Origin of the sequence: Streptomyces sp. NPDC050264 (assembly GCF_040655895.1) — a bacterium.
GTDB lineage: Bacteria > Actinomycetota > Actinomycetes > Streptomycetales > Streptomycetaceae > Streptomyces.
This window is the reverse complement of sequence record NZ_JBFAKV010000019.1, coordinates 83801-109618: the sequence shown is the minus strand read 5'-3', so window position 1 is coordinate 109618 and position 25818 is coordinate 83801. Positions and strand designations below refer to the sequence as shown.

The window sequence follows — 25818 nt, the reverse complement described above, 5'->3', positions numbered from 1 at the left end:
GGTCGCGAGCGGCCCGTACTCTCTTCAGCGCCGGGGGTGCGTTTTGTGTCACACCCCACTGGGCGACCCGCTAGTTGCCTGTTGTACAAACATGGACGTGGGGGTGTTTCAGGCCGTAGCGTGCTGATTCGCGCCGGGGGCGCACACCTACATACGGGGCACAGGTCCCTCTACATATCGGGGCACAGGTCCCTACGGGGCACAGGGGCTTTCACGGCCGGGGCAGGCAGGTACTGGGAGTGCTGGGGGACGACGCGGAGCTGACCGCCGCGGTGCTTGCGGCGCAGGACGGGGACGAGACCGCGTTCCGGACTGTGTACCGCGCCGTGCACCCGCGCCTGCTCGGATACATACGCACGCTCGTCGGCGATCCGGACGCCGAGGACGTCGCCTCCGAGGCCTGGCTGCAGATAGCCCGCGACCTCACCCGATTCGAGGGCGACGCCGACCGGTTCCGCGGCTGGGCCGCCCGGGTCGCCCGCAACCGCGCCCTCGACCACATACGCATGCGGGGCCGCCGGCCCGCCGTCGGCGGCGACGAGACCGAACTCACCGGCAGACCCGCACTCTCCGACACCGCCGACGAGGCGCTGGAGTCCCTCGCCACCGGCACCGCGATGCACCTGATCTCCCAACTCCCGCGGGACCAGGCCGAGGCCGTCGTGCTCCGCGTCGTCGTCGGCCTCGACGCGAAGAGCGCCGCGCTGACCCTCGGCAAGCGGCCGGGGGCCGTCCGCACCGCCGCGCACCGCGGTCTGAAGCGGCTGGCCGAGCTCCTCGGCGCGGACCCGAAGACCTCCTTCTCCCTCGACGCCGTACCGCATCCGAGGCAGCCGAGCAGCCGCCCGGTGACGTCCGCCGGTGTGACGCATTCGCGTACGCGGACGCAGAAGGACATGTGATGGCCGACGAGCACGACACGTGGCTGGACCGCGACGCGGCGGAGCGCCTGCTGCGCGGGGAGCCCTTGCGGGCCGTCACCGACGACGACATCCGGCGGGCCCGGCGGCTCGTCTCCACGTTCGACGCACTGACCGCGCTTCCGGCCGGACCCGATGGTGAACTCCCGGGCGAGGACGCGGCGTTGAAGGCGTTCCGTGAGGCCGGCGCCGTCTCCGCCGTGGACGACGCCGTCGACCGTTCCGGGACGGTCACCGCCCGCACCGACCGTGCCGGGCGCTCTGGTCGCTCCATCGGCCCCGGGCCGCACCGGATCGGCGCAACCGGAGCGCTGGGAGGGGCCGAGCCGGGGCGCGGCGCCGTGGGCGGCCCGCGCTGGGGACGGCCGGTGCGGTTCGGGCTGGCCGCCGCGCTCGCCGCGTGCATGGCCGGCGGGGTCGCCGTCGGGGCCGGGACCGGAGTGCTGCCCTCGCCGTTCGGCGGCAACGGTGATCCGGCGCCGGCCGCCTCCGTCTCCGGCATGGCCAGCCCCGACCAGCCGCTCGCCTCGCCCCCGCCGGACGACACGGACCGCGACGAGGTGGTGCCCGACGGCTCGGCTTCGCCCGACGGCGCCGGTTCGCCGAGCGCGGGGAACAACGGGAACCGCCCGGAGAGACCCGAGAGCAAGGACTCGACCCGCACGCCCGACCCCGACGCCACGCGCAACGGCAACGCGTCCGAGGGTGTGCGCCGCCGCCTGATCGAGGCCTGCCTCAGGTACCGCGGCGGGGAGCTCGGCGCCGACGAACGGCGGCGGCTGCGCGACTCCGCGAAGAGGTACGGCCGCAGCGCCGCGGACATCGGCCGGTTCTGCGACCGCGTGCTCGGCTCCTCCGGCGGCTCCTCCGAATTCGAGCTCGGCGGCGGATCGAACGGATCGGGTGGAAAGGGCGGCTCGGACGGCCGCGGCGACGGCCAGGACGGCGACGAGGACGACGACGCGGGCAGTGGCAACAGCGGCAGTGGCGACGGAGAGAACGCCGGTTACCACCCGATCGCGCCCACCCCCACTCCCTCGCCGAATCTGTCCTACAGCGCCTCGCCCGAACTGCCGACGGCGACGGCCGCGCCCTCCCCCGCCGCCTCCTAGCGCGGCTCTGATCTCCGTCCTGACCTGCGCGGACACGACTCATCAAAAGAGTTCCGCGACGGGTGTGACATTTTTTGAGGACCGGACGCAGTACTGAGTGAGCCGACTGGTCATCGGCCGTGCACGAGCCGGGGTTCCCCCCGTACCTTCGGCTCAGTGCCACTGGCGTGGGTGGGGCGGGTTCCCCCGGTCCCACCCACGCCGTCTCAGCTCCTCATCTTCACGAGGCCGGCGGGCGGACCGCCCTCACCAGTAGATGACGACCTTGTCGCCGTCACGGACCTGGGCGAACAGGCTCGCGATCTTCCCCTCGTCCCGAACGTTCACACAGCCGTGCGAGGCGCCGCTGTAGCCGCGGGCCGCGAAGTCCGACGAGTAGTGCACGGCCTGGCCGCCGCTGAAGAACATCGCGTAGGGCATGGGCGTGTGATAGATCGTCGAGACGTGGTGGCGGGACTTCCAGTACACGTGGAAGACGCCCTCGCGGGTGGGCGTGTACTGCGAACCGAACCGCACGTCCGTCGTCATCAGCCGCTTGCCGTCCACCATCCACGACACCGTCCGGCTCGTCTTGCTGATGCAGAGCACGCGTCCGGTCAGACAGCGCGGATCGGGCTTCGCCGCCGGCTGCCCGCCCGACGCGTACAGCTCGTCGCGGGTCGGCTCATGCGTCATGTTCAGCAGCCGCTGCCAGGTGACGGTGTCGGTGGTGCCGGTGCGCGGCAGGCCGCGCTTGCCCTGGAATCCCCTGACCGCGTCGGTCGTCGAGGCGCCGTATGTCCCTGTCGGTCCGTCGAAGAGCCAGGCCACCTGACGCAGCCGCGCCTGCAACTCGCGCACCTGCTTGCCCTCGTCACCGGGGGTGAACAGGGTCCGGGGAGCGGGAGCCGCCGGTGCCCTGGACGGACCGGAGGCCCCGGAGGGACCGGATGGGGCGGACGGGCGGGCCGGGCCGGACGGCTTGGCGTCGCCCGGAGCCGTGGCCGGGCCCGACGCGGAGGGTGCCGAGGGCGCGACCGGCGGCGACGAGTGCGTGCCGCTGCCACCCGGGCCGACCGCCTGCGCCGTGCAGCCGCCGACCAGGGCCAGTACCCCGGTGGCGGCGAGTGTTCTCCGTATGACAGCTGTCCGCATGACGTCCCCCGCCTGCCGCGCCGATCCCTCTTGTCACCACAGATGCTGCCCGCGCCGGGATGGTTGCGAACAAGGGCCGGAGAGCGGGTACATCTCCGGGGCAAGGCTGTGAGCAAGGTCCCAGCGTGGCCCTCTCCAACGCCCGCGCGCCCGCCGCTACAGTCCGTCGCGGAGGCGCCGGCTACTGGCGGGTAACGGGCGGGCACCGCAAGCACAGTCGTAAGCAGCCATGAACGGCACTGAACAGTCCTGAATAGTTGTAAACAGTCGTAAATCGTAGGCACCGACACGATCAGTCGGCAGATCGCTGGAGGCACAACCATGGCGCGCGAATCCGAGTCGGGTCTGCCCATCGAGCCGGTGTACGGCCCGTCGGCACTGGAGGGCTGGGATCCGGAGGGGAAGCTGGGGGAACCGGGCGCCTATCCCTACACCCGTGGTGTGTATCCGTCGATGTACACGGGCCGCCCGTGGACGATGCGCCAGTACGCGGGCTTCGGCACGGCCACCGAGTCCAACGCCCGCTACAAGCAGCTGATCGCGAACGGCACGATGGGCCTGTCCGTCGCCTTCGACCTGCCGACCCAGATGGGCCACGACTCCGATGCGCCGATCGCCTCGGGCGAGGTCGGCAAGGTCGGTGTCGCCATCGACTCGATCGACGACATGCGGGTGCTGTTCGGCGGGATTCCGCTGGACAAGGTCTCCACGTCGATGACGATCAACGCGCCGGCCGCGCTGCTGCTGCTGATGTACCAACTGGTCGGCGAGGAGCAGGGCGTCCCGGCGGACCAGCTGACCGGCACGATCCAGAACGACGTGCTCAAGGAGTACATCGCCCGCGGCACCTACATCTTCCCGCCCAAGCCCTCCCTGCGGCTGATCGCGGACATCTTCAAGTACTGCCGGGCCGAGATCCCGAAGTGGAACACCATCTCGATCTCCGGCTACCACATGGCCGAGGCCGGGGCCACGCCCGCGCAGGAGATCGCCTTCACTCTCGCCGACGGCATCGAGTACGTACGCACCGCGGTCGCCGCCGGGATGGACGTGGACGACTTCGCGCCGCGCCTGTCGTTCTTCTTCGTGGCCCGCACCACGATCCTCGAAGAGGTCGCCAAGTTCCGTGCGGCCCGGCGGATCTGGGCCCGCGTGATGCGCGAGGAGTTCGGCGCGAAGAACCCCAAGTCGCTGATGCTGCGCTTCCACACCCAGACCGCGGGCGTGCAGCTGACCGCCCAGCAGCCGGAGGTGAACCTGGTCCGCGTCGCTGTCCAGGGCCTGGCCGCCGTCCTCGGTGGCACCCAGTCGCTGCACACGAACTCCTTCGACGAAGCGATCGCCCTGCCCACCGACAAGAGCGCGCGTCTGGCCCTGCGCACCCAACAAGTCCTCGCCTACGAGACCGATGTGACCGCCACCGTCGACCCGTTCGCCGGGTCCTACGTCGTGGAGAAGATGACCGACGACGTGGAGGCCGCCGCCCTCGCCCTCATGGAACGCGTCGAGGACCTGGGCGGCGCCGTGACCGCGATCGAGCACGGCTTCCAGAAGGGCGAGATCGAACGCTCCGCCTACCGCATCGCCCAGGAGACCGACGCCGGTGACCGCGTCGTGGTCGGCGTCAACCGCTACCAGCTCGACGCCGAAGAGCCCTACGAGCCGCTCCGCGTGGATCCCGCCATCGAGGCCCAGCAGGCCGAACGCCTCGCCACACTGCGCGCCGAACGGGACCAGTCCGCCGTCGACCTCGCCCTCGCCGCTCTGAAGAAGACCGCCGAGGGTGACGGCAACGTCCTCTACCCGATGAAGGACGCCCTGCGCGCCCGCGCCACCGTCGGCGAGGTCTGCGACGCGCTGCGCGAGGTGTGGGGCACCTACGTCCCCTCCGACCGGTTCTGACCAGCGATCTTCCGGCACATGAAACCCCTGGGCGGAGGGTCGGGCGGCTGTGCGACACTCCGCTCATGCTGGGTGTCATCGATCTTCCGACCTATCTCGCGGGTACCGTCCTCATCGTCCTCCTCCCGGGGCCGAACTCGCTGTACGTGCTCTCCGTCGCCGCCCGTCGCGGCATACGCACCGGATACAAGGCGGCTGCCGGTGTCTGGTGCGGCGACACCGTCCTCATGACGCTGTCCGCAGCCGGTGTCGCCTCCCTTCTGCAGGCCAACGCCGTGCTGTTCGGAATCGTGAAGTACGCCGGAGCCGGCTATCTGACCTGGCTCGCGGTGGGCATGCTGCGGGCCGCCTGGTCGATGTGGCGGACCCGCCGTGAGCGGATCGCCGCCGCCGAGGCCGGCCTCGCCGAGGCCCCCTCACCGCAGGAGCGGCCCTTCCGCCGGGCCTTCGTGATCAGCCTCCTCAACCCGAAGGCGATCCTCTTCTTCATCGCCTTCTTCGTGCAGTTCGTCGACCGCTCCTACGCCTATCCCGCCATCTCCTTCGTCGTGCTCGGCGCCTTCGCGCAGATCGCGAGCGTGCTGTACCTGTCGGCCCTGATCTTCAGCGGCACCAGGCTCTCCGCCGCCTTCCGGCGCCGCAAGCGGCTGTCGGCCGGTGCGACCTCGGCTGCCGGGGTGCTGTTCCTCGGGTTCGCGGTGAAGCTGTCGCTGGCCAGCGTGTAGGCCTGCTTCTCGGGGTGGCGTCCGGCGGGGCGGGAGGCTCCGGTGCCTTGGAGGGCGGCTGACCTCACCGCACCCCGGGGCCGGCCTCCACCCCGGCCCCTATCTCTGCCAGGTACTCCACGGCTCCCTCCGCGCTCTCCCCGGCCCACGCCACATAACCGTCCGGCCGCACCAGGAACACCCCTGAGCCGTATGCCTCGTACGCCGGGAAGCGCGCCGCCCGTATGAACTCGCCCTCCAGGTGCGGGAGTTCGGCCTCCGTCCCCACGGCGAGCAGGGTCCAGTGCGGGCCCCGGAAGATGTCGAAGAGCCGGGTCCCGCCGCGTCGTCCGTCCGGGGCCCGGTCGCCGGCCCGCAGCGCCTCCTCCGGGAGGTCCGCCCGGGTCTCCCGGGTCAGCGTCGACTCCCGGTACCCGATGCCCAGTTGACGCACCTCGTCACCGCGCTGCACGGCCCGGCCCACCACACCGGCGCGGTGGATGCGGGTGCTGATACCGAGGATGTCCGCCGCGATCGGCAACCGCTCCTCCTCGTAGGTGTCCAGGAGCACCTCCGGTGCGCCGGACAGGACCGCCGCCAGCTTCCACGACAAGTTGTAGGCGTCCTGCACGCTCGTGTTCAGGCCCTGGCCGCCCGCGGGGGAGTGGACGTGCGCCGCGTCGCCCGCCAGGAAGACCCGGCCCTCGCGGAAGCGGTCCGCCAGCGCCGCGCGCGCCCGGAAGTCCGAGGCCCAGACCACCTCGGCGATGTGCTCCTCCAGGAGGGGCGTACGGGTCGCGAGAAGTTTGCTCACTCCGGCCGGTGAGGTGTCGGGGACCGCCGTCTCGTCCGCGTACTGCGCGGCCAGCTGGAAGAGGCGGCCGTCGTCCGACGGCAGCGGGCAGAACGCCACGCCGCCTTCCGGCGCGTTCGGCCACACGTGCCAGTGCGTGTCCGGGACCGGCGCGTCCGGCGTGATCCGCACGTCCGCCACCAGCATCGGCTTTGCGTCGACGGTCTCGCCGGTCATGGCGATGCCGAGCGCCCTGCGCACGGTGGACCGGCCGCCGTCCGCCGCCACCACATACCCGGCGCGCACCGTCGAACCGTCCTCGAACGTCGCCGTCACCCCCTCGGCGTCCTGCTCCAGGCCGCTCAGACCCACACCGAAGCGGACCTCGCCGCCCAGCTCCCGCAGCCGCGCGTACAGCACCTCTTGCGTGCGGGCCTGCGGTATCAGCCAGCCGTTCGCGAAGGGCACCTGCTCCGTCGGCTCGGAGCGCTTGAGCATGTCCCACTCCTCGCCCGGCTCGGCGCCCTCCCAGGCCAGCATCGTCGGGTACCCGGTGCCCGCCGCGTAGACCGCGTCCAGCACCCCGAGGTCGTACAGCACCTCCTGCGTGCGCGGCTGCAGCCCCTTGCCGCGCGAGCCGGGGAAGAGGCTCTCCGCCCGCTCGACCAGCATCGCCCGCACCCCGCGCCGGGCCAGGTCCGTGGCCAGGACCAGGCCGGTCGGGCCCGCGCCCACGATCAGTACATCCGTCGGCGTCGCCATGTCGCCACTCCTTAACGTCGTTAAGTTCGCTGGTTCGAGCATGACCTTAACGGCGTTAAACTGTCAAGCGTGGCTGAGCAGAGGAACCCGAAAGAGCCGAAGCGCACCAACGAGCCGAAGAAGGTCAAGCTCGACAAGGCGTACGTCGCCGACACCGCGCTCGACCTGCTGAACGACGTAGGTCTCGAAGGGCTGACGCTGCGTGCCATCGCCAAGGAGCTGAACGTGCAGGCACCCGCCCTGTACTGGCACTTCAAGAACAAGCAGGCGCTGCTCGACGAGATGGCGACGGTGATGTTCCGGCGGATGACGAAGGCCGGACGAGAGGTCGGCTACGAGCCCTCCGGCGCCTGGCAGGAGTGGCTGGTGCACGGCAACCGGCAGCTGCGCGGCACGCTTCTGCGCTACCGCGACGGCGCGAAGGTCTTCAGCGGATCACGTTTCACCGGGACCGACCACGGGCCCGAGATGGAGGCGAACCTGCGCTTCCTCATCGACGCCGGATTCACCCCGGACCAGGCCGCGTGGGCCAGCGCCACCGCGTACCTGTACACGCTCGGCTTCGTCACGGAGGAGCAGGGCGTGCAGCCGCTGCCCGACGAGCGGCACCCCGGCTACGACGTACAGGAACGCGCCGAGATGCTCGCCGACTACCCGCTCGCCGCCGCCGCGGGCGGGCAGCTGTTCGCGGCGTACGACGAGCGGTTCGAGGAGGGGCTGCGGTTGATCGTGGCGGGGATCGAGGCGCGTTACGGGGTGCGCTGAGGCGCGGGCCGTCGATCTGCTGCCCCGGTCGGACGAGCGTGCCGTCGGCGGTGCGGGGTCTGGTTGCGTGGGCCTCGGCGACGGGCGGCAACGGCCTGCCGGTCAACGCCGTCGTGGTGACGCGCAGGTCCGACTTCTGCACTGTCGGCCGCAAGCGATGACGGCGGGCGAACCCGGTCACCGTTCACCCTGGACGCGAACCTGCCGAGCCACGACGTCAAGGGCTGTTTCACAAGGTCCGAGGACGGCAGCGGCCCGGCCGTCTGCAACACGGCTGCCGACCGGCAGATCCTCAACTGCAAGGTCAAGCGGCCGGGCGGACCATGGGGAGAAGGCCGGTTCTTCGCGGACGGTCCTCCCGTCACCGACGCCGGGACAGGTGCGGGCCGGGACACGTATGCGATGGCCGACGAGTACGTGCCCGGGAAGTTCTTCGTGACGTGGGGGCACGACACGTCGGAGATCAAGGTGGCGCGTACCGACATCGGGACCACGACGGCCGCTTGGTCCGGCGGCCGACCGCCGAGGCCCCCTTGCCGGGCCGTCCGGGCAAGGGGGCCTCGGCGGTCAAGCGCGCGCGTTGCCCGCACTCCGGTCAAGTGCTCTGCGCAGCGCGGGTGTCGCCCTCTTCTCGACGTAGCGGTTCAGCAGCCAGGCGAGCATCAGCATCACACCGATCGTCGCCACGAACGTGGCCCATGACGGCAGGCCGGCGTGGCGGTGCAGGGTCTCGATCGTCACCCAGCCCAGGTGCTCGTGGACCAGGTAGAAGGGATAGGTCAGGGCGCCCGCGACCGACAGCCACCGCCAGTTCGCCCACGCTGTCCAGCCGATCGCGATCGCCGTCACCGCGGCGAAGCCGAGCGTGATGACCGCGATGATCCCGAACGAGGTGCGGTACGAGAAGAAGTCCGGGTTCGGGGCGTGCCACAGCCGGTCGACGGCGTAGTGCTGCCCGATCAGCCAGCTCACGGCGACGATGCCCCAGGCCGTCGCGTCCCGCCGGTCGCGGTGCACCAGGTACAGGCCGATGCCGCCGATGAAGAAGGGGGCGTACTCGGGCATGAGCGTGAGGGTGAGCAGGGGTTCGTCCGTGGCCTCGGCGAGCGCCGCGGCCAGGGTCCAGACCGCGCAGAACAGCACGACGCGGTGCCGGGTCGCGCCCGGAAGAACGACGCACAGCGCGAACAGCGCGTAGAAGCGCAGTTCGGCCCACAGGGTCCAGCACACGCCCAGCACCCGGTCCACGCCCAGGGGTTGCTGGAGCATGGTCAGGTTCACCAGCGCGTCACTCGGCGAGACCGCCTTGTAGACCACGACGGGCACCGCGAAGACCGCGGTGACCAGCACGATCGCCACCCAGTAGGACGGCAGCAGGCGGCTCGCGCGCGAGGCGAAGAAGGACCTCAGGGGCCTGCCCCATCCGCTCATGCAGATCACGAACCCGCTGATCACGAAGAAGATCTGCACGCCGAGGCAGCCGTACGCGAACCAGCCGTGCAGGGACGGGAACTGGGTGCGCGGTGAGGTGCCCCAGGCGTGGGACACCTCACCGTCGCGGCCGCCGTAGTGGTAGGCCGCGACCATGAGCGCGGCGATCAGTCGCAGGCCGTCGAGGGCGTACAGGCGCGGCGCGGCCCGCTTCGTCCGCGCCGGGGCGGCGGCCGCCGGCTGGGGTGCGGGCGCGGGGAGCGCGGGAGTCGGGTCGGTGACGGTCATCCGAGTGCGGCCCGCTTGAAGGAACGGGCCCGTTTGGCGACCCTGCGCACCGCCGCGTTACGGGGGATGAACGCGAGCTGCGACGGGACGGCGCCGGGCAGCGCGAGGGAGGTCAGGCGGCGGCGCTTGAAGTACCGCCACGTGTGACCGTCCAGCCGCGTCGAGAGATAACGCTCGGCCGCGGGGCGCAGATCCGGGTAGATCCTGGCCTGCATCGCGAAGCCGACCGCCCGCAGCAGATCGGTCAACTCTGCGACGGACAGCCCCTGTTCCTGGGATTCGACGCCGGCGCGGTCGTCGAGCTCGGGCAGCAGCGCGTCGACGATGGTGACCGGGACCCGGTTGCTGTTCTGGTACGGGGCGAGGCGGTCGAGGAGCGTCGACGTGCCGACCCGGGCCACCGGGATCCCGTACAGCGCCGATGCGGTGAGCAGCGCCGTGGAGAAGCAGCCGACGACCAGCGCCGGGCGCATCCGCTGGTAGATCACCTCGGCGAGGACCGGGGTGTCCAGGACGGTCAGCTCGATGCCGAGCTGCTCCGCCTCCTTCTCCAGGGTGCGCGACCAGCGGGCCGGGGCCGTGGGGTGCGGCTTGAACACGATGTGCCGGTGCCCCAGTTCGGACGCGCCGCGCATCATCCGTACGTGCAGGTCCTCTTCCTCCTCGGCCGTGAGGATGTCGAGGGCGGAGAGGTACTGGCCGAGCAGCAGGGCGGGTTCACCGGCCACGTGCGGCAACGCGCCCGCGAGATCACCGAGTTCGGCGAGAACTTTGACGAAGACGTCCGTCGGCACGATCTCGGGCTCGACGCCGAACTCCGTGAGCAGCAGCGGCTTGAGGCCCGGCACCAGGTCGAGGTGGAGGAGGCGGCGCACGCGGGTGCCGACCAGTGGGTCGATCTTGTTGCGGGTCGGGCCGTAGCTCATCAGGCCGTCCGCGTACACGTCGACCGGGGCGCCCGTGAAGATCTGCGCGACAGCCATCGCCGGGTTGACCTGGATGGACTCGACGGCCAGTTCGATGTCGTCGTCGCCGAGTCCCCACAGCAGCCGCAAGTGCCGTTCCCACAGCGGGAGATCGTCGGGGCGGGGGGTCCAGCCACCCGGATGGAACGGGGAGATCGCCTCGTTCCAGGACAGGACGGAGTCGAAGCGGCCGCGCAACAGCTCGAAGCCGGGCATCTCGTCGACGGCCGGCGTCGTCTCGGGCGTCGCCGCGTTGTTGGCGACCAGCAATATCGTGCGGTCCGCCGGGGCGAACCGGGCGGCGTCCAGCGCGGCCGCGAGCGTCGCGGTGCCGTACAGGGTCGAAGCGAGCAGGATGCGAGTCGTGCGCTTCGTCGTGCTCTTCGTCATGCGGCGCTCTCCGTGCTCACCGGGCGGCGGCGCAGCCGGCGCAGCCGCGTGGCGCGCTCGACGTCCATCGAGTCGAGCGCTTCGTCGAGCACCCGCTGCGGCATGCGCTTGAGCGCCGCCGCGCTGAGGGATTTCAATTTGCGCGCCACAGGCGGTTCGAACCTTTCGATGGATCCCAAGTGGTGGGAAATGATGGCGCAGTACGTGCGCACGGCCTTCGGCAGCAGCTGATCGGCATCCCGGTCCTGTGCAGTTTCCCGTACGACCTGGTCGAATGCGCGAATGAAATCGAGCTGGCGTACGTCGCCGATCTGAGTGAGTGACGAGGCGACACCGCGCCGGTAGAAAACGCCCAGCGGACTCACCGCGGCAAAGGATTTCGCCTCGCGGTGCAACCGCCAGATCCAGGGCCGGTCCTCCGCGGTGCGCAGTCCGTCGGTGAAGTGCAGCAGCCCCTCGTCGGCGAGGCGCCGGTGGTACATGCCGGCCCACGCGTACGCGTAGTCCACGGACGTCGAGCGGTCCGCGGGCAGGATCGCCTCGCGCGGATCGAGGACAACGTCGCGCCTGCCGTGCGGCACGCGGTGGATCGTGCGGGCCCGCGCCGTGCACTGCACATGGTCCGTACGCACGAAGTCGCAGCCCAGGCCCTCGATGGCGGACAGGAGCCGGGGGTAGTAGCCCGGCGCGAGCCAGTCGTCACCGTCGAGGAATGTCAGGTATTCGCCGCGTGCCGCGTCCAGGCCGGTGTTGCGGGCGGTGGCGAGTCCCCCGTTCTGTTCGTGTCGCACGACGACCGCGCCGGGCAGCTCGCGCTCGGCGCGCGCGAGAATGTCCGGAGTCTCGTCCTTGGAGCAGTCGTCGACGAGAATGAATTCGAAGTCGTCGCGCGCGTTCGCCCGCAGACTTCTCAGGGTGTCGGGTGCATATTGCTGCACGTTGTAGAACGGCACGATGACGGAGAGCTTGACCACGTCCGTGACGTTAGGCGGCGGTCCGGCATTCGTCTTGGCCGGGAACTTGATGCCAGGTGAACGACGTGTGGCGGGACCGTGAACCAGCCACTCCGCAGGGCATTTCCCGGGCCGATTCGCCATTCGTCGGTGTGCTGTTAACCGTTTGTTGCACTCCGGTTGGGCCGCGGCTCGAAATCGCTTCCTAACTTTCTCGGTGTGCCAGCAAGTACAGCCGAGCAACGGCGGATCGCCGTACTCGCAGACTCCGACACCCGATGGAAATGGGGCGCGCTCACCGCGGCCCGGCTCACCTCCGACTCCGGCAGCGCCGGCCGCCCTGCCCTCGATGGATTCCTGCTGCGGGGCCGGGCCACCCCCACCCCGCGCCAGCTCACCGAGGTCGGCGCCCGCGCCGACCGGCTGCGCGAGGTCACCGCGGTCGAGTTCCTGCGCGAGATGGAGCGCGAATCCGATGCGTACGACGTGGTCGTCCTCGCCCTCGTGGGCGGTGCCGTCCAGGCCGTACTGCACGGGCTCGGCCACGCCTGGCGCGAGTCGGCGAAGCGGCCCGTCGTCGTCACCGGCTATGTCGGCGTCGTCTACGAGAAGCTGACCGACGGGCTGCTGCTGCGGCACGGCGCCGACGTGGTGCTCGCCAACTCCCGGTACGACGCGGAGCGGTTCCGCACCGTGTACGAGGGGGTCGGCGCGGACGCCGCGGCGGTGACCGAGTGCGCGCTGCCGTTCCTCGGCGGCGAGGCCTACAAGGAGGAGCACGACCCGTACACCGTGGTCTTCGCCGCCCAGCCGTCGGTGCCGGACAGCCCGGCCGACCGGATGTACCTGCTCAACCGCCTGGTGCAGCACGCCCGAGCGCACCCCGAGCGCGAGGTGCTGCTCAAGCTGCGCAGCAAGCCCGGCGAGCACACCACGCACATCGAGGAAGTCCCGTACCAGAAGCTCGTCCAGCGGCTGACTCCGCCACCCAACTTCCGTCTCGTATACGGAAACATGGGCGAGGTCCTCGACCGTACGGACCTGCTGGTCACGGTCAGTTCCACGGCCGCGCTCGAATCCCTGCACCGGCGCGTCCCGACCGCGCTGCTCACCGACCTCGGGGTGCGCGAGGCGCTCGGCAACCACCACTTCACCGGCTCCGGCTGCCTGGTCTCGTGGGACCAGCTGGACGCGGGCGAGCTGCCCGAGGCGGACCCCGCGTGGGTGGCCCGGCAGGGCGTCGCCGCCGACGGGTCGTACGAGAGCGCCTTCGACGGGGCGCGGGCCAGGGTCGCCGAGCTTCTGGCGCACCCGCGGCAGGCCCCGCTGAAGCCGTACTACAGCCCCACCACCGCCCCCGGCTACCTGCCGCGCATCCTCGCCCGCCACCACCTGGCGCCCGACGGCAGCCCGCTGCCCGGCGCGCCCGCCGCCGACCAGGAGCCGGGCGCCGTGCGGCAGATCGTCCGCCGGGCCGCCCGCGGCGCCTACCGGCACGGCGTGCAGCGCGTCGCCCCCGTGATCCGGCGGATGGGCGAGCTGTGACTCCCCGTGCCACCGGACCGCGCCCCGAACGTCCCGAGCCCCGCGAACTCCCCCCACTCCGCGAACTCCGCGAAGGAGCAACCCACATGACCGACCCGGAAGCGGGACAGGCGACCCCGGTCCGCCGCGTCCTCGCCGTGATCCCCGCCCGCGGCGGCTCCAAGGGGGTGCCGGCCAAGAACCTCGCCCAGGTCGGCGGCGTGCCCCTGGTGGCCCGCGCCGTGCGCGAGTGCCTCGCCACCCGGCAGGTCACCGACGTCGTCGTCTCCACCGACGACGAGGCCATCGCGGCGGCCGCGCGGGAGGCGGGCGCCGAGGTCGTCATCCGGCCCGCCGCCATCGCGGGCGACAAGTCCAGCTCCGAGGCGGCCGTGCTGCACGCCATGGACGCGCACGAGGCGCTGCACGGCGCGGCCGTGGACGTGGTCCTGCTCGTGCAGTGCACCAGCCCGTTCATCGCCCGCGAGGACGTCGACGGGGTGGTCCGCGCGATCGTCGCGAACGGGGCGGACAGCGCCCTGACCGTCGCCCCCTTCCACGGGTTCGTGTGGCGCGACGCGGCGGACGAGCCGGGGGCCGTCGCCGCCGGGCGGTCCGCCGCGCTGGGCGGCACCGACACCCTCGTCACCGAGGCACCCGCGACCGCCGGCGGCTACGGCGTCAACCACGACAAGTCCTTCCGCCAGATGCGCCAGGACCGCCCCCAGGACCTGCTGGAGACCGGCGCCGTCTACGCGATGGAGGCCACCGGCTTCCGCCGCCACGAGCACCGCTTCTTCGGCCGCACCGAGCTCGTGCGCACCGACCCCGCGAAGGTCCTGGAGATCGACGACCCGCACGACCTGGCCCGCGCCCGCGCGCTGGCCCCCCTTTTCGACGCGTCGCGCGAGACGGTCCTCCCCACCCGGGAGGACATCGACGCGGTCGTCCTCGACTTCGACGGCACCCAGACCGACGACAGGGTGCTGATCGACTCCGACGGACGGGAGTTCGTCACCGTGCACCGCGGTGACGGCCTCGGCATCGCGGCCCTCCGCAGGAGCGGCCTGCACATGCTGATCCTGTCCACGGAACAGAACCCGGTGGTCGCCGCCCGGGGCCGGAAGCTCAAGATCCCGGTCCTGCACGGCATCGACCGCAAGGACCTCGCGCTGAAGCAGTGGTGCGAGGAGCAGGGCATCGCGCCGGAGCGCGTGCTCTACGTCGGCAACGACGTCAACGACCTCCCGAGCTTCGCCGTCGCCGGCTGGCCCGTGGCGGTCGCGAGCGCCCATGACGTCGTACGCGGCGCCGCACGCGCGGTCACCACCGCCCCCGGTGGCGACGGCGCGATCCGAGAGATCGCCAGCTGGATCCTCGGCCCCTCTCTCGACTCCCTCGACAAGTAAGGAACGCCCCCCATGTCCGCACAGCCCGCCCAGAACTCTCCGTTCGGTCTCAACTCCCGTCTGCGCACCTTTGGTTCGCGCACCGCGGGCCCGGGTCACCCCGTCTACATCACGGGCGAGATCGGCATCAACCACAACGGCGACCTGGACAACGCGTTCAAGCTGATCGACGTCGCCGCCGAGGCCGGCTGCGACGCCGTCAAGTTCCAGAAGCGCACCCCCGAGATCTGCACCCCGCGCGACCAGTGGGACATCGAGCGGGACACCCCCTGGGGCCGGATGACGTACATCGACTACCGCCACCGCGTCGAGTTCGGCGAGGACGAGTACCGCCAGATCGACGAGCACTGCACGAAGCGCGGCATCGACTGGTTCGCCTCCCCGTGGGACACCGAGGCCGTCGCCTTCCTGGAGAAGTTCGACGTGCCCGCCCACAAGGTGGCCTCCGCCTCGCTCACCGACGACGAGCTGCTGCGCGCCCTGCGCGCCACCGGCCGCACCGTCATCCTCTCCACCGGCATGTCGACGCCGAAGCAGATCCGGCACGCCGTCGAGGTCCTGGGCAGCGACAACATCCTGATGTGCCACGCCACCTCGACGTACCCGGCGCAGGCCGAGGAGCTCAACCTCCGCGTCATCAACAGCCTCCAGGCCGAGTACCCGAACGTCCCGATCGGCTACTCCGGCCACGAGACCGGCCTGCAGACGACCCTCGCGGCCGTCGCCCTCGGCGCCACGTTCGTCGAGCGTCACATCACCCTCGACCGCGCCATGTGGGGCTCGGACCAGGCCGCCTCCGTGGAGCCGCAGGGCCTCACGCGCCTCGTCCGCGACATCCGCACCATCGAGCAGTCCCTCGGTGACGGCGTCAAGAAGGTCTACGAGTCCGAGCTCGGCCCGATGAAGAAGCTGCGCCGTGTCGCGGGCGTCGTCGCCGAGTCGGAGATCGCCGTCGCCGCCGGCGAGCCGGTCGGCGTCTGACCCCCAACTCCTCTGCGGCCCGGCGTGGTTGACCACGCCGGGCCGCCTCGGCGTCCCTGGGGAGGGCCGCATGTCCAGCAGTACCCTGTGCTTCGTCGAGAGCCCGGTGCAGCTCCTCAACGTCCTGGAGTGGGCCCACCGCGCCCAGGCCACCGCCACCGTCGTGGTGCTCTCGCCCACCGACCCGATGACCCGCGGCCAGCTGCGCCGCATGGCCGAACTCGCCCGCGAGGAAGGCCATTCGGTCCGCTGGGAGGAAGCACGCGGCGGCGCGAGCGCCCCCTTCCAGACCGTCGGAGGCCTCGCGGGGTCGCTGCGCACCGCAGAGCGCGTGGTGATAGGCGACCCGTTCTCCCGCTACGTACAACTGCTGCTGACGATCACCCGGGCCCGCGATCTGGTCGTCGTCGACGACGGCACCGCCACCATGGAGTTCATCTCCCAACTGGCGCGCGGCGAACGGCTCGTCCGCTGGCACCGGCGCGGCGGCCGCCCGAGCCCCCGCGACCTGGCCTTCGCCCCCATCTCCGCAGCGGCCCGCCGCAGACTCACCCCGCGCCCCGGCCATTCCGTGTCCGTCTTCACCTCCATGCCGGTGGACCAGGTGCCCGACGGGGTGACGGTGACCGCGAACGACTACGCCTGGACCCGCGCCCGCTTCGGCCCGCCCCGCCTGACCCGCGGCGCCGACCTGGTCGGAACATCCCTGGTGGAGACGGGAGTTGTCGACCTCGACCGGTATCTTCAGGCCGTCCGCGAGCTCGCCGCGGCGCACGGCGCCACCCGCTACTTCGCCCACCGCCGCGAGGCCGCCGACAAACTCCACCGCCTCGCCACCGAGACCGGCCTGGAGGTCGTCCGCCCCGACCTCCCGCTCGAACTCATCGCCCGCCGCGGCCCCATCGGCCGGACGATCCTCAGCTTCCCCTCGACGGTCGTGCACACCCTGCCGATCGCCCTGGACGGCACGGGCGTGAAGGTCGCGGTCTGCGAGATCGACCCGGCCTGGCTCAGCCACGGCGTCTCCGACCACGCGCAGGGCTTCCTCGCGGGGATCGCGGGGTCGGCGCGGGGGGCGCGGGCGGTGTGAGGGTCGGGCCGGGCGGAGCGAGCGCGGGGCTTGTCGGAGCCGCGTTCGTCGTGGCGGGCGCCGCCGTCGCCATAGCGCGCCGGACCGGGCCGTGACCATACGTCGGACAGTGGGCTCCACCGCGGCCCGGGCACAGAAGGAAACAGAGGTCATACCCTCATCGAGCGATCGACATGCGCAGCGCGGCCATATTTCTTACCCCAATCTGGCTGAAGTTTTGTTGATCGAGGGTTAGTTGGTACCTGCATCGCCCTACCCTTCACAGGGTGAACCAGTTGAAGCCCCGAGAGTCCGAGGACGACCAGCCGGGGGAAGCCGTCCCCGGCAGCGCGCTCCCCGGCGCGCTGCCCGACGCCCTCCGTGCCGAGCTCGTCGCCTTCCGGCGCGACCTGCACATGCATCCCGAGCTGGGAAATCAGGAGTTCCGTACCACCGCCGTGCTCAAGACCCGCCTGGAGAAGGCCGGGCTCTCGCCGCGCGTGCTCGGGCTCGGCACCGGCCTCATCTGTGACATCGGGACCGGGACGGGGGAGTGGACCGGCGGCCGCGGCATGCTCGCGCTGCGCGCCGACATCGACGCGCTGCCGATCCCGGACACCAAGGCCGGCTGCGCGTACCGCTCCACCGTTCCGGACCGCGCGCACGCCTGCGGGCACGACGTGCACACCACGGTCGTGCTCGGCGCGGGCCTCGTCCTCGCCGAGCTGCACCGGCGCGGTGAACTCCCGCACCCCGTGCGGCTGATCTTCCAGCCCGCCGAGGAGGTGCTGCCCGGCGGCGCCGCCGACGTGATCGAGTGCGGCGCCCTCGAAGGCGTCCGCCAGATCGTCGCCGTGCACTGCGACCCGAAGGTCGACGCCGGGCGCATCGGCCTGCGGTACGGGCCGATCACCTCCGCCTGCGACCGCCTGGAGGTCACGCTCGACGGCCCCGGCGGACACACCGCGCGCCCGCACCTCACCACGGACCTGGTGATCGCCGCCGCGAAGGTCGCCGCCGACGTCCCGACGCTGGTCGCCCGCCGGGCCGACGCGCGCTCCGGGCTCTCCCTGACGTGGGGCCGGCTCGAGACGGGGCACACCTGCAACGTGATCCCGCAGCACGCCGAACTCTCCGGCACCGTCCGCTGCCTGGACCTCGACACCTGGCGCGAGGCGCCGGACCTGGTGCACGGCGCCATCCAGGAGATCGCCGACCTGTACCGCGCCAAGCCGGTCGTGAACTATGTGCGCGGAGTCCCTCCCGTCGTCAACGACCCGGTGGTCACCGACCTCCTCCGCGCCGCCATGGCCGTCCGCCGCGGCGCGGACTCCGTCGAGGACACCCAGCAGAGCCTGGGCGGCGAGGACTTCTCCTGGTACCTGGAGCACGTCCCCGGCGCGATGGCCCGCCTGGGTGTGAAGCCCCCGGAGGACCGCACCTCCCGCGACCTGCACCAGGGCGACTTCGACGTGGACGAGGCGGCGATCAAGGTAGGGGTCGAACTCTTCACAGCGACAGCACTGCTGGACGGTTGAAGCTCCTGCGGCGATTGAGCAGCGGGGCCCGGGGCGCAGCCCCGCGACCTCGGCACGATCGCCGCAGCCCGGCGAAACAAGGCCGTAACACCCCCCCGGCACGATCGGATAACGGCGGAGCCGACCCGCTTCCCCGCCCCTTCTACGCGCGTTACGCTCCGCCGAACTCAGCGCCCCACGCGGCGTGTTGACGAAGGAGCGGTCCACCATGCGTCGATCTCGTACGTCCCGCCTCACGCACATAGCCGTGGCCGTCACCGGCCTCGCCCTCGCCGCCACCGCCTGCGGCGGCACCAGCGCCGACAAGGCGGGCGACGAGGCGAAGGAGAAGAACCTCGGACTGGCGATCTCCTACGACGTCGGCGGCCGCGGCGACCAGTCCTTCAACGACGCCGCGTACTCGGGCATGGTCAAGGCGGACAAGGAGTTCGGCTACAAGAGCGACGACCAGGAGCCGAGCGACGGCGAGAGCGACGCGGACAAGATCGCGCGGCTCGGCTCGCTGGCCAAGTCGGGCTACAACCCGGTCATCGGGGTGGGCTTCGCCTACGCGCCGGCCGTGAAGGCCGCCGCCGCGAAGTACCCGAAGACCACGTTCGGCATCATCGACGACTCCACGATCCAGGCGAAGAACGTCGCGGACCTCGTCTTCAGCGAGGAGCAGGGCTCCTACCTGGCCGGTGTCGCGGCCGCCAAGGCGACCAAGACGAACACGGTCGGCTTCGTGGGCGGCGTGGACGTGCCGCTGATCCACAAGTTCGAGGCCGGCTACGTGCAGGGCGTGAAGGACACCAAGCCGAAGGTCAAGGTCGAGAAGCAGTACCTGACCGAGACGGCCGAGGAGGGTGGCTTCTCCAGCCCGGACAAGGGCAAGACGGCCGCCGAGGCGCAGATCGAGAAGGGCGCCGACGTGGTCTACCACGCGGCCGGTCTCTCCGGTCAGGGCGTCATCCAGGCCGCCGCCGCAAAGAAGGTCTGGGCGATCGGCGTGGACTCGGACCAGTACGACCAGAAGCCGCTGGCCGCGTACAAGGACTACATCCTGACCTCCGCGACCAAGGACGTCGGCCGCGCCGTGTACGAGCTCGCCAAGTCGGTCCACGACAAGAAGCCGCTGTCCGGGGTGACCCGCTTCGACCTGAAGGCGGGCGGCGTCGGCATCACCGACACCAACCCGAAGTACCAGGAGATCGCCGGTCTCGCGGACGCCGTGGCAAAGGCAAAGCAGAACATCATCGACGGCAAGGTGACCGTGGCCACGAAGCCGTAGCCGCCACGTCGTACACGCCCGTCTCGGAACACAGGCGCGCCCCGGAATCCCACGCGGATGCGGGGCGCGCCCGTATGTCCGTACAAGATCGCTTCCGGTCGCTTTCAGTACGGACGGATAACGGTCTGCCGGAGGGGGTTCAATGCGCGTTCTACGCGCGTTAATCTGCGGCGAAGCCAGCGCCGTCCGGTCCGTCGTCGGTGCTTGTACACAAGGAGCTCATCCCATGCGCCGGGTTTCCCGAATAGCGCTCGCAGGCACTGCGACCGTTGCTCTCGCCGCTTCCCTGTCCGCCTGTGGCGGCACCTCCAGCGACGCCGCAAGCAAGGAGAACGGCGGCAAGTCCAAGGGCATCGCCATCGCGTACGACGTCGGCGGCCGTGGTGACCAGTCGTTCAACGACGCCGCGTACGAGGGCATGAAGAAGGCCGAGAAGGAATTCGGCTACAAGGGCGAGGACCAGGAGCCGACCGACGGCGAGACGGACGCGGACAAGACCGCGCGTCTGGTGTCCCTGGCCAAGTCGGGCTACAACCCGGTCGTCGGCATCGGCTTCGCGTACGCGCCGGCCGTGAAGGCCGCCGCCGCGAAGTACCCGAAGACCACCTTCGGTGTCGTCGACGACTCGCAGGTCCAGGCGAAGAACGTCGCGGACCTCGTCTTCAGCGAGCAGGAGGCCTCCTACCTGGCCGGTGTCGCGGCGGCGAAGACCACCAAGACGAACACGGTCGGCTTCGTGGGCGGCGTGGACGTGCCGCTGATCCACAAGTTCGAGGCCGGCTTCGTGCAGGGCGCGAAGGACACGAACAGCAAGATCACGGTCGTCAAGCAGTACCTGAGCGAGACCGCCGAGGAGGGTGGCTTCTCCAGCCCGGACAAGGGCAAGACGGCCGCCGAGGCGCAGATCGAGAAGGGCGCCGACGTGGTCTACCACGCGGCCGGTCTCTCCGGTCAGGGCGTCATCGAGGCCGCCGCCACCGCGAAGGTCTGGGCGATCGGCGTGGACTCGGACCAGTACAGCCAGAAGCCGCTGGCCAAGTACAAGGACCACATCCTCACCTCGGCCACGAAGAACGTGGCGTCGGCCGTGTACAACCTGGCGAAGTCGGTCCAGGACGGCAAGCCCGAGACCGGCGTCATCACCGGTGACCTGAAGTCGGGCGAGGTCGGCCTCGCCGACTCGAACCCGGAGTTCTCGGGTAACGATGCGATGCAGAAGGCGCTGAAGGCTGCCGAGACGGGCATCACCAGCGGCAAGATCAAGGTCAAGAGCAAGCCGTAACCACGGGGACATGAGTGGGGAACGGGGTGCGGGAAGTCTCGGAGACGGGACGCTACCGCACCCCGTTCGCGGCGGGGCCAGCCTCCGCGTCGGACGATGATGCCGCACAATTCGCGCGCGATTCGCCCGAATTGACCGGCTCGCGTCCACTTCGTACTGCCGTAGGGGCTCTACGCGTGTAGAAGGCCCCCGTCTCCCAGGAGAGTGCGCCATCACCGCGTCCAGCAGCCCGCCGGCCGTCGAACTGACCGGCATCACCAAACGCTTCCCCGGCGTCGTCGCCAACCACGACATCCACCTCACCGTCCACAAGGGCACCGTGCACGCCCTCGTCGGTGAGAACGGTGCGGGCAAGTCGACGCTGATGAAGATCCTCTACGGCATGCAGAAGCCGGACGAGGGCACCATCGCGATCGACGGCGAGGCCGTCTCGTACTCCTCGCCCGCCGACGCCATCGCGCGCGGCATCGGCATGGTCCACCAGCACTTCATGCTCGCCGACAACCTCACGGTCCTGGAGAACGTGGCGCTCGGCAGCGAGAAGCTGTACGGGATCGGCGCCCGGGCCCGCCGCAAGATCGTGGAGATATCCGAGCGGTACGGCCTCGGCGTGCGCCCCGACGTGCTCGTCGAGGACCTCGGCGTCGCCGACCGGCAGCGCGTCGAGATCCTCAAGGTCCTCTACCGCGGCGCCACCACCCTGATCCTCGACGAGCCGACCGCCGTGCTCGTGCCGCAGGAGGTCGACGCGCTCTTCGACAACCTGCGCGAGCTCAAGGCCGAGGGCCTGTCCGTCATCTTCATCTCGCACAAGCTCGGCGAAGTCCTCTCCGTCGCCGACGAGATCACCGTCATCCGGCGCGGCACGACGGTCGGCACGGCCGTCCCCGCCGAGACGACGCCCCGCCAGCTCGCCGAGCTGATGGTCGGCTCCGAACTGCCCACCCCCGAGACCGCCGAGTCGACCGTCACCGACCGGCCGGTGCTCACCGTCAAGGGCCTGCGGCTCGACGCCGAGGGCGGCCGGCCGCTCCTCGACGACATCTCCTTCACCATCCACGCCGGTGAGGTGCTGGGCCTCGCGGGCGTCGAGGGCAACGGCCAGACCGAGCTGATCGACGCGCTCATCGGCCTCAAGGGCGCCGACTCCGGCACCATCGAACTGGCCGACACGGAGATCACCTCCTGGGCCACCCGCAAGCGCCGCGAGCAGGGCATCGGGTACATCCCCGAGGACCGCCACCGGCACGGCCTGCTCCTGGAGTCGCCGCTCTGGGAGAACCGCATCCTCGGCCACGTCACCGAGAAGCCGAACGCCCGCGGCGTGCTGCTCGACATCAAGGCGGCGCAGGAGGACACGCGCCGCATCGTCGAGGAGTACGACGTGCGCACCCCCGGCATCGACGTCACCGCCGCCTCGCTGTCCGGCGGCAACCAGCAGAAGCTGATCGTCGGCCGCGAGATGAGCCACAACCCGCGCTTCCTCATCGCCGCCCACCCGACGCGCGGCGTCGACGTCGGCGCGCAGGCGCAGATCTGGGACCAGATCCGCGAGGCCCGCCGCGAGGGCCTCGCCGTGCTGCTGATCTCCGCCGACCTGGACGAGCTGATCGGCCTCTCCGACACCCTGCGGGTGATCTACCGCGGGCGGCTCGTCGCCGACGCCGACCCGGCCACGATCACGCCGGAGGAACTGGGTTCGGCGATGACCGGCGCGGCCTCCGGCCACCTGGAACACGCAGACCCCGCAGAAGAAGATGCCGCCGAGGCGCCCGCGGCCCGGCAGCCGGAGGACGAGTCCTGATGGCCATGAAGAACAAGTTCGACAAGGAGCGGCTGCTCCTCGGCGTCTCGGGGCCGGTCATCGCCCTGCTGACCGCCGTCGTCCTGACCTCGATCGTGCTGCTCGCCTCGGGCAAGTCCCCGATCGAGCCGTACAGCATCATGTTCGAGCAGGCGACGTTCTCGGACGTGCAGGTCCTGATCATCAATCAGGCCGGCATGTACTACCTCGCCGCGCTCGCGGTCGCCATCGGCTTCCGCATGAACCTCTTCAACATCGGTGTCGACGGCCAGTACCGGCTCGCCGCCGTGGTCGCCGCGATCGTCGGCGCGAAGGTGGCACTGCCCGGCTTCGCGCAGGTACCGCTGCTGATCATCGTGGCGATGCTGACCGGCGCCATGTGGGCCGGTATCGCGGGCATCCTGAAGGTGACGCGCGGGGTCAGCGAGGTCGTCGCGACGATCATGCTGAACTCGATCGCGTCCAGCGTCATCGGCTACCTCTACCTGCCCGAGGTCTTCGGCGTGCAGGTCGGCAACAACAAGACGACCGGCATCATGCACGAGTCCGGCTGGTTCCCGGGCATCAACATGGGCGAGGGCGTCGGCGAGATCTACGGCTTCGTCGTCATCGCCGCGCTGCTCGGCGTCGCGTACTGGTTCGTCCTCAACCGCACCCGCTTCGGCTTCGACCTGCGCGCCACCGGCGCCTCGGAGTCGGCCGCGGCCGCGTCCGGCGTCGACGCCAAGCGCATGGTGCTGACCGCGATGCTCGTCTCGGGCGCGCTCGCCGGCCTCGCCGGTCTGCCGCTCCTCCTCGGCGACACGCACACGTACTCGCTCACCTTCCCGACCACGATCGGCTTCCAGGGCATCACCATCGCCCTGCTCGGCCGCAACTCGCCGGTCGGCATCGCCTTCGCCGCGCTCCTCATCTCCTGGCTGGAGAAGGCCTCGCAGGAACTCGACCTGCGCGGCTACGACAAGGAGATCGCGGTGATCATGCAGGGCATCATCACCATCGCCGTCGTCGTCTCCTACGAGGCCGTACGGGTCTGGGGCCAGCGCCGCCAGCAGCGCCGGGTCGGCATCGAACTCGCCGCCGCAGCCGGTGAGAACACCAGCGAACTCAAGAAGGAGGTCGCTGCCTGATGAGCACGGCTACGGTCCTCGACAAGAAGCCCGCGTCACCGCCCGCCCCCGGCGGCCGCCGCAAGATCTCCCTCCCCGTCCTGATGATCGTCATCGCGGGCGTCCTGGCACTCACCTCCCTCGTCCGCCTGATCACCGACGCGGACGGCATCACGAACGTCAGCCAGATGGCGACGGCCCTCCAACTCGCCGTCCCCATCGGCCTCGCGGGCCTCGGCGGTCTGTGGGCCGAGCGCGCGGGCGTGGTCAACATCGGCCTCGAAGGCATGCTGATCCTGGGCACCTGGTTCGGTGCCTGGGCCGGTTACCAGTGGGGCCCGTGGGTCGGCGTACTCGTCGGCATCATCGGCGGCGCCATCGGCGGCCTGCTGCACGCCGCCGTCACGGTGACCTTCAACGTCAACCACATCGTCTCCGGTGTGGCCATCAACATCCTCGCGCTCGGCGTCACCCGCTACCTCTCCAACTTCGCGTTCGAGGGCGTCGAGGGCGGCACGACGAAGCAGTCCCCGCCGGTCGACTCGCTCGGCACGATCACGGTCCCGGGCCTCTCCGACTGGCTGACGACCCTGAACGAGAAGCACTGGTTCTTCATCTCCGACATCGCGGGGCTCCTCGGCGGCCTGGTCACGGACCTCTCGCCGCTGACGATCATCGCGGTCGCGCTCATCCCGTTCACCTGGTGGGCGCTGTGGCGCACGTCGTTCGGCCTGCGGCTGCGCTCCTGCGGCGAGAACCCGGTCGCGGCCGAATCGCTCGGCGTGAACGTGATCAAGTACAAGTACCTGGCGGTCATCATCTCCGGCGGCCTCGCGGGCCTCGGCGGCGCCTTCCTCTCGATCGTCGCGAACCCCTTCTACCTGGAAGGACAGACCGCCGGTAAGGGGTACATCGGTCTCGCCGCGATGATCTTCGGTAACTGGATGCCGGGCGGACTCGCCCTGGGCGCGGGCCTGTTCGGCTACACCGACAGCCTCAAGCTGCGCGGCGGCACCGAGAACGTCCACGCGCTGCTCCTCCTTGTCGCGCTTCTCCTGGTGATCGGCGCCGTCTGGATGGTGGTCAGGAAGAAGTACGTGGCCGGTGTCGTGTGCGCCGTCGCCGCCGTCGGAATGGGAGCCTGGTACGCCACCACCGATGACGTGCCGACCCAGCTCGTCACCGCGACGCCGTACGTCGTCACGCTGCTGGTGCTGTCCTTCTCGGCCCAGCGCCTGCGGATGCCGAAGGCGGACGGCCAGCCGTACCGGAAGGGACAGGGCCAGTGATCTCCGAGGCCGACTGGAAGACCCTGCGGGAAGCGGCCCGCGAGGCCATGTCCCGTGCGTACGCGCCGTACTCGGGCTTTCCGGTCGGCGCGGCCGCCCTTGTCGACGACGGCCGCACGGTCTCCGGCTGCAACGTCGAGAACGCCTCGTACGGCCTCGGCCTGTGCGCCGAGTGCGGCCTGGTCTCGCAGCTCCAGCTGACCGGCGGCGGCCGCCTGACGCACTTCACCTGCGTCGACGGCAAGGGCGACCTCCTGATGCCCTGCGGCCGCTGCCGCCAGCTCCTCTACGAGTTCGGGGGCCCCGAACTGCTCCTGGAGACGGCGTCGGGTGTACGCCCGCTCGGTGAGATGCTGCCGGACGCGTTCGGCCCCGAGCACCTGAGCTGAACCGATCTGTACGCCTGAGGGGCGCCCTTCCCTGC

Annotated in this window: 21 protein-coding genes; 16 read left to right on the top strand and 5 right to left on the bottom strand. The window is 70.7% G+C overall.

Annotation, left to right across the window (positions count from 1 at the left end; genetic code table 11):
* Positions 1-239: 239 nt before the first annotated feature.
* Positions 240-902, top strand: coding sequence for an RNA polymerase sigma factor (locus tag AB0J02_RS29620; protein WP_363196859.1), 663 nt, complete (start codon positions 240-242; stop codon positions 900-902).
* Positions 902-2032, top strand: a complete 1131-nt coding sequence (locus AB0J02_RS29615) for a hypothetical protein (RefSeq protein ID WP_363196858.1) — start codon at positions 902-904, stop codon at positions 2030-2032. Before AB0J02_RS29620 ends, AB0J02_RS29615 begins: the two co-directional genes overlap by 1 nt.
* Before the next feature lie 246 nt (positions 2033-2278).
* Here the strand turns inward: AB0J02_RS29615 and AB0J02_RS29610 are convergent, their stop codons facing one another.
* Positions 2279-3166: a L,D-transpeptidase family protein gene (locus AB0J02_RS29610; protein ID WP_363196857.1), complete on the bottom strand. Its 888-nt coding sequence runs from the start codon at positions 3164-3166 to the stop codon at positions 2279-2281.
* A 321-nt stretch (positions 3167-3487) separates the two neighbouring features.
* On the opposite strand from AB0J02_RS29610, the gene AB0J02_RS29605 reads away from it, so the two are divergent.
* Both AB0J02_RS29605 and leuE read left to right on the top strand, forming a co-directional pair.
* Positions 3488-5068 carry a methylmalonyl-CoA mutase family protein gene (locus AB0J02_RS29605; protein ID WP_363196856.1) on the top strand — a complete coding sequence of 527 codons (1581 nt, stop codon included), beginning with the start codon at positions 3488-3490 and terminating at the stop codon, positions 5066-5068.
* A gap of 65 nt (positions 5069-5133) precedes the next feature.
* Positions 5134-5793 (top strand): leucine efflux protein LeuE, encoded by a 660-nt coding sequence (leuE, locus tag AB0J02_RS29600; RefSeq protein ID WP_363196855.1) that lies wholly within the window; start codon positions 5134-5136, stop codon positions 5791-5793.
* A 64-nt stretch (positions 5794-5857) separates the two neighbouring features.
* Here the strand turns inward: leuE and AB0J02_RS29595 are convergent, their stop codons facing one another.
* Positions 5858-7327 carry an FAD-dependent monooxygenase gene (locus AB0J02_RS29595; RefSeq protein WP_363196854.1) on the bottom strand — a complete coding sequence of 490 codons (1470 nt, stop codon included), beginning with the start codon at positions 7325-7327 and terminating at the stop codon, positions 5858-5860.
* Between the two features lie 69 nt (positions 7328-7396).
* On the opposite strand from AB0J02_RS29595, the gene AB0J02_RS29590 reads away from it, so the two are divergent.
* The gene (locus AB0J02_RS29590) at positions 7397-8092 is read left to right on the top strand and encodes a TetR/AcrR family transcriptional regulator C-terminal domain-containing protein (RefSeq protein WP_363196853.1); all 696 of its coding nucleotides are present in this window, start codon (positions 7397-7399) and stop codon (positions 8090-8092) included.
* Between the two features lie 567 nt (positions 8093-8659).
* On the opposite strand, the gene AB0J02_RS29585 is transcribed toward AB0J02_RS29590, so the two are convergent.
* The 3 genes from AB0J02_RS29585 to AB0J02_RS29575 are packed head-to-tail and all read right to left on the bottom strand — an operon-like array spanning position 8660 to position 12140.
* Positions 8660-9811: an acyltransferase gene (locus AB0J02_RS29585; protein ID WP_363196852.1), complete on the bottom strand. Its 1152-nt coding sequence runs from the start codon at positions 9809-9811 to the stop codon at positions 8660-8662.
* Positions 9808-11166 carry a polysialyltransferase family glycosyltransferase gene (locus AB0J02_RS29580; protein WP_363196851.1) on the bottom strand — a complete coding sequence of 453 codons (1359 nt, stop codon included), beginning with the start codon at positions 11164-11166 and terminating at the stop codon, positions 9808-9810. The genes AB0J02_RS29585 and AB0J02_RS29580 overlap by 4 nt, the downstream gene beginning before the upstream one ends.
* The gene (locus tag AB0J02_RS29575) at positions 11163-12140 is read right to left on the bottom strand and encodes a glycosyltransferase family 2 protein (RefSeq protein WP_363196850.1); all 978 of its coding nucleotides are present in this window, start codon (positions 12138-12140) and stop codon (positions 11163-11165) included. The genes AB0J02_RS29580 and AB0J02_RS29575 overlap by 4 nt, the downstream gene beginning before the upstream one ends.
* Positions 12141-12338: 198 nt before the next feature.
* On the opposite strand from AB0J02_RS29575, the gene AB0J02_RS29570 reads away from it, so the two are divergent.
* The 11 genes from AB0J02_RS29570 to AB0J02_RS29520 all read left to right on the top strand — a co-directional run bounded on the left by AB0J02_RS29570 (position 12339) and on the right by AB0J02_RS29520 (position 25783).
* Entirely contained in the window at positions 12339-13664 is a 1326-nt protein-coding gene (locus tag AB0J02_RS29570) for a DUF6716 putative glycosyltransferase (protein WP_363196849.1), read from the top strand.
* 86 nt (positions 13665-13750) lie between these two features.
* Positions 13751-15052: an N-acylneuraminate cytidylyltransferase gene (locus AB0J02_RS29565; protein ID WP_363196848.1), complete on the top strand. Its 1302-nt coding sequence runs from the start codon at positions 13751-13753 to the stop codon at positions 15050-15052.
* Positions 15053-15064: 12 nt separating this feature from the next.
* Positions 15065-16033 (top strand): N-acetylneuraminate synthase family protein, encoded by a 969-nt coding sequence (locus AB0J02_RS29560; RefSeq protein WP_363196847.1) that lies wholly within the window; start codon positions 15065-15067, stop codon positions 16031-16033.
* Positions 16034-16103: 70 nt separating this feature from the next.
* Positions 16104-17123, top strand: a complete 1020-nt coding sequence (locus AB0J02_RS29555) for a hypothetical protein (RefSeq protein ID WP_363196846.1) — start codon at positions 16104-16106, stop codon at positions 17121-17123.
* Positions 17124-17398: 275 nt separating this feature from the next.
* Entirely contained in the window at positions 17399-18640 is a 1242-nt protein-coding gene (locus AB0J02_RS29550; RefSeq protein ID WP_363196926.1) for an amidohydrolase, read from the top strand.
* A gap of 208 nt (positions 18641-18848) precedes the next feature.
* Complete coding sequence (locus AB0J02_RS29545) at positions 18849-19910, top strand: BMP family ABC transporter substrate-binding protein (RefSeq protein ID WP_363196845.1); 1062 nt, start codon at positions 18849-18851, stop codon at positions 19908-19910.
* A gap of 226 nt (positions 19911-20136) precedes the next feature.
* Positions 20137-21192: a BMP family ABC transporter substrate-binding protein gene (locus tag AB0J02_RS29540; protein WP_363196844.1), complete on the top strand. Its 1056-nt coding sequence runs from the start codon at positions 20137-20139 to the stop codon at positions 21190-21192.
* A gap of 211 nt (positions 21193-21403) precedes the next feature.
* Positions 21404-22996 (top strand): ABC transporter ATP-binding protein, encoded by a 1593-nt coding sequence (locus AB0J02_RS29535; RefSeq protein ID WP_363196925.1) that lies wholly within the window; start codon positions 21404-21406, stop codon positions 22994-22996.
* Positions 22997-23001: 5 nt separating this feature from the next.
* Positions 23002-24126, top strand: a complete 1125-nt coding sequence (locus AB0J02_RS29530; protein WP_363196924.1) for an ABC transporter permease — start codon at positions 23002-23004, stop codon at positions 24124-24126.
* Positions 24126-25394 carry an ABC transporter permease gene (locus AB0J02_RS29525; protein WP_363196843.1) on the top strand — a complete coding sequence of 423 codons (1269 nt, stop codon included), beginning with the start codon at positions 24126-24128 and terminating at the stop codon, positions 25392-25394. Before AB0J02_RS29530 ends, AB0J02_RS29525 begins: the two co-directional genes overlap by 1 nt.
* A complete protein-coding gene (locus AB0J02_RS29520) occupies positions 25394-25783 on the top strand; it encodes a cytidine deaminase (protein WP_363196923.1) in 390 nt (129 codons plus the stop codon). The genes AB0J02_RS29525 and AB0J02_RS29520 overlap by 1 nt, the downstream gene beginning before the upstream one ends.
* Positions 25784-25818: the final 35 nt, after the last annotated feature.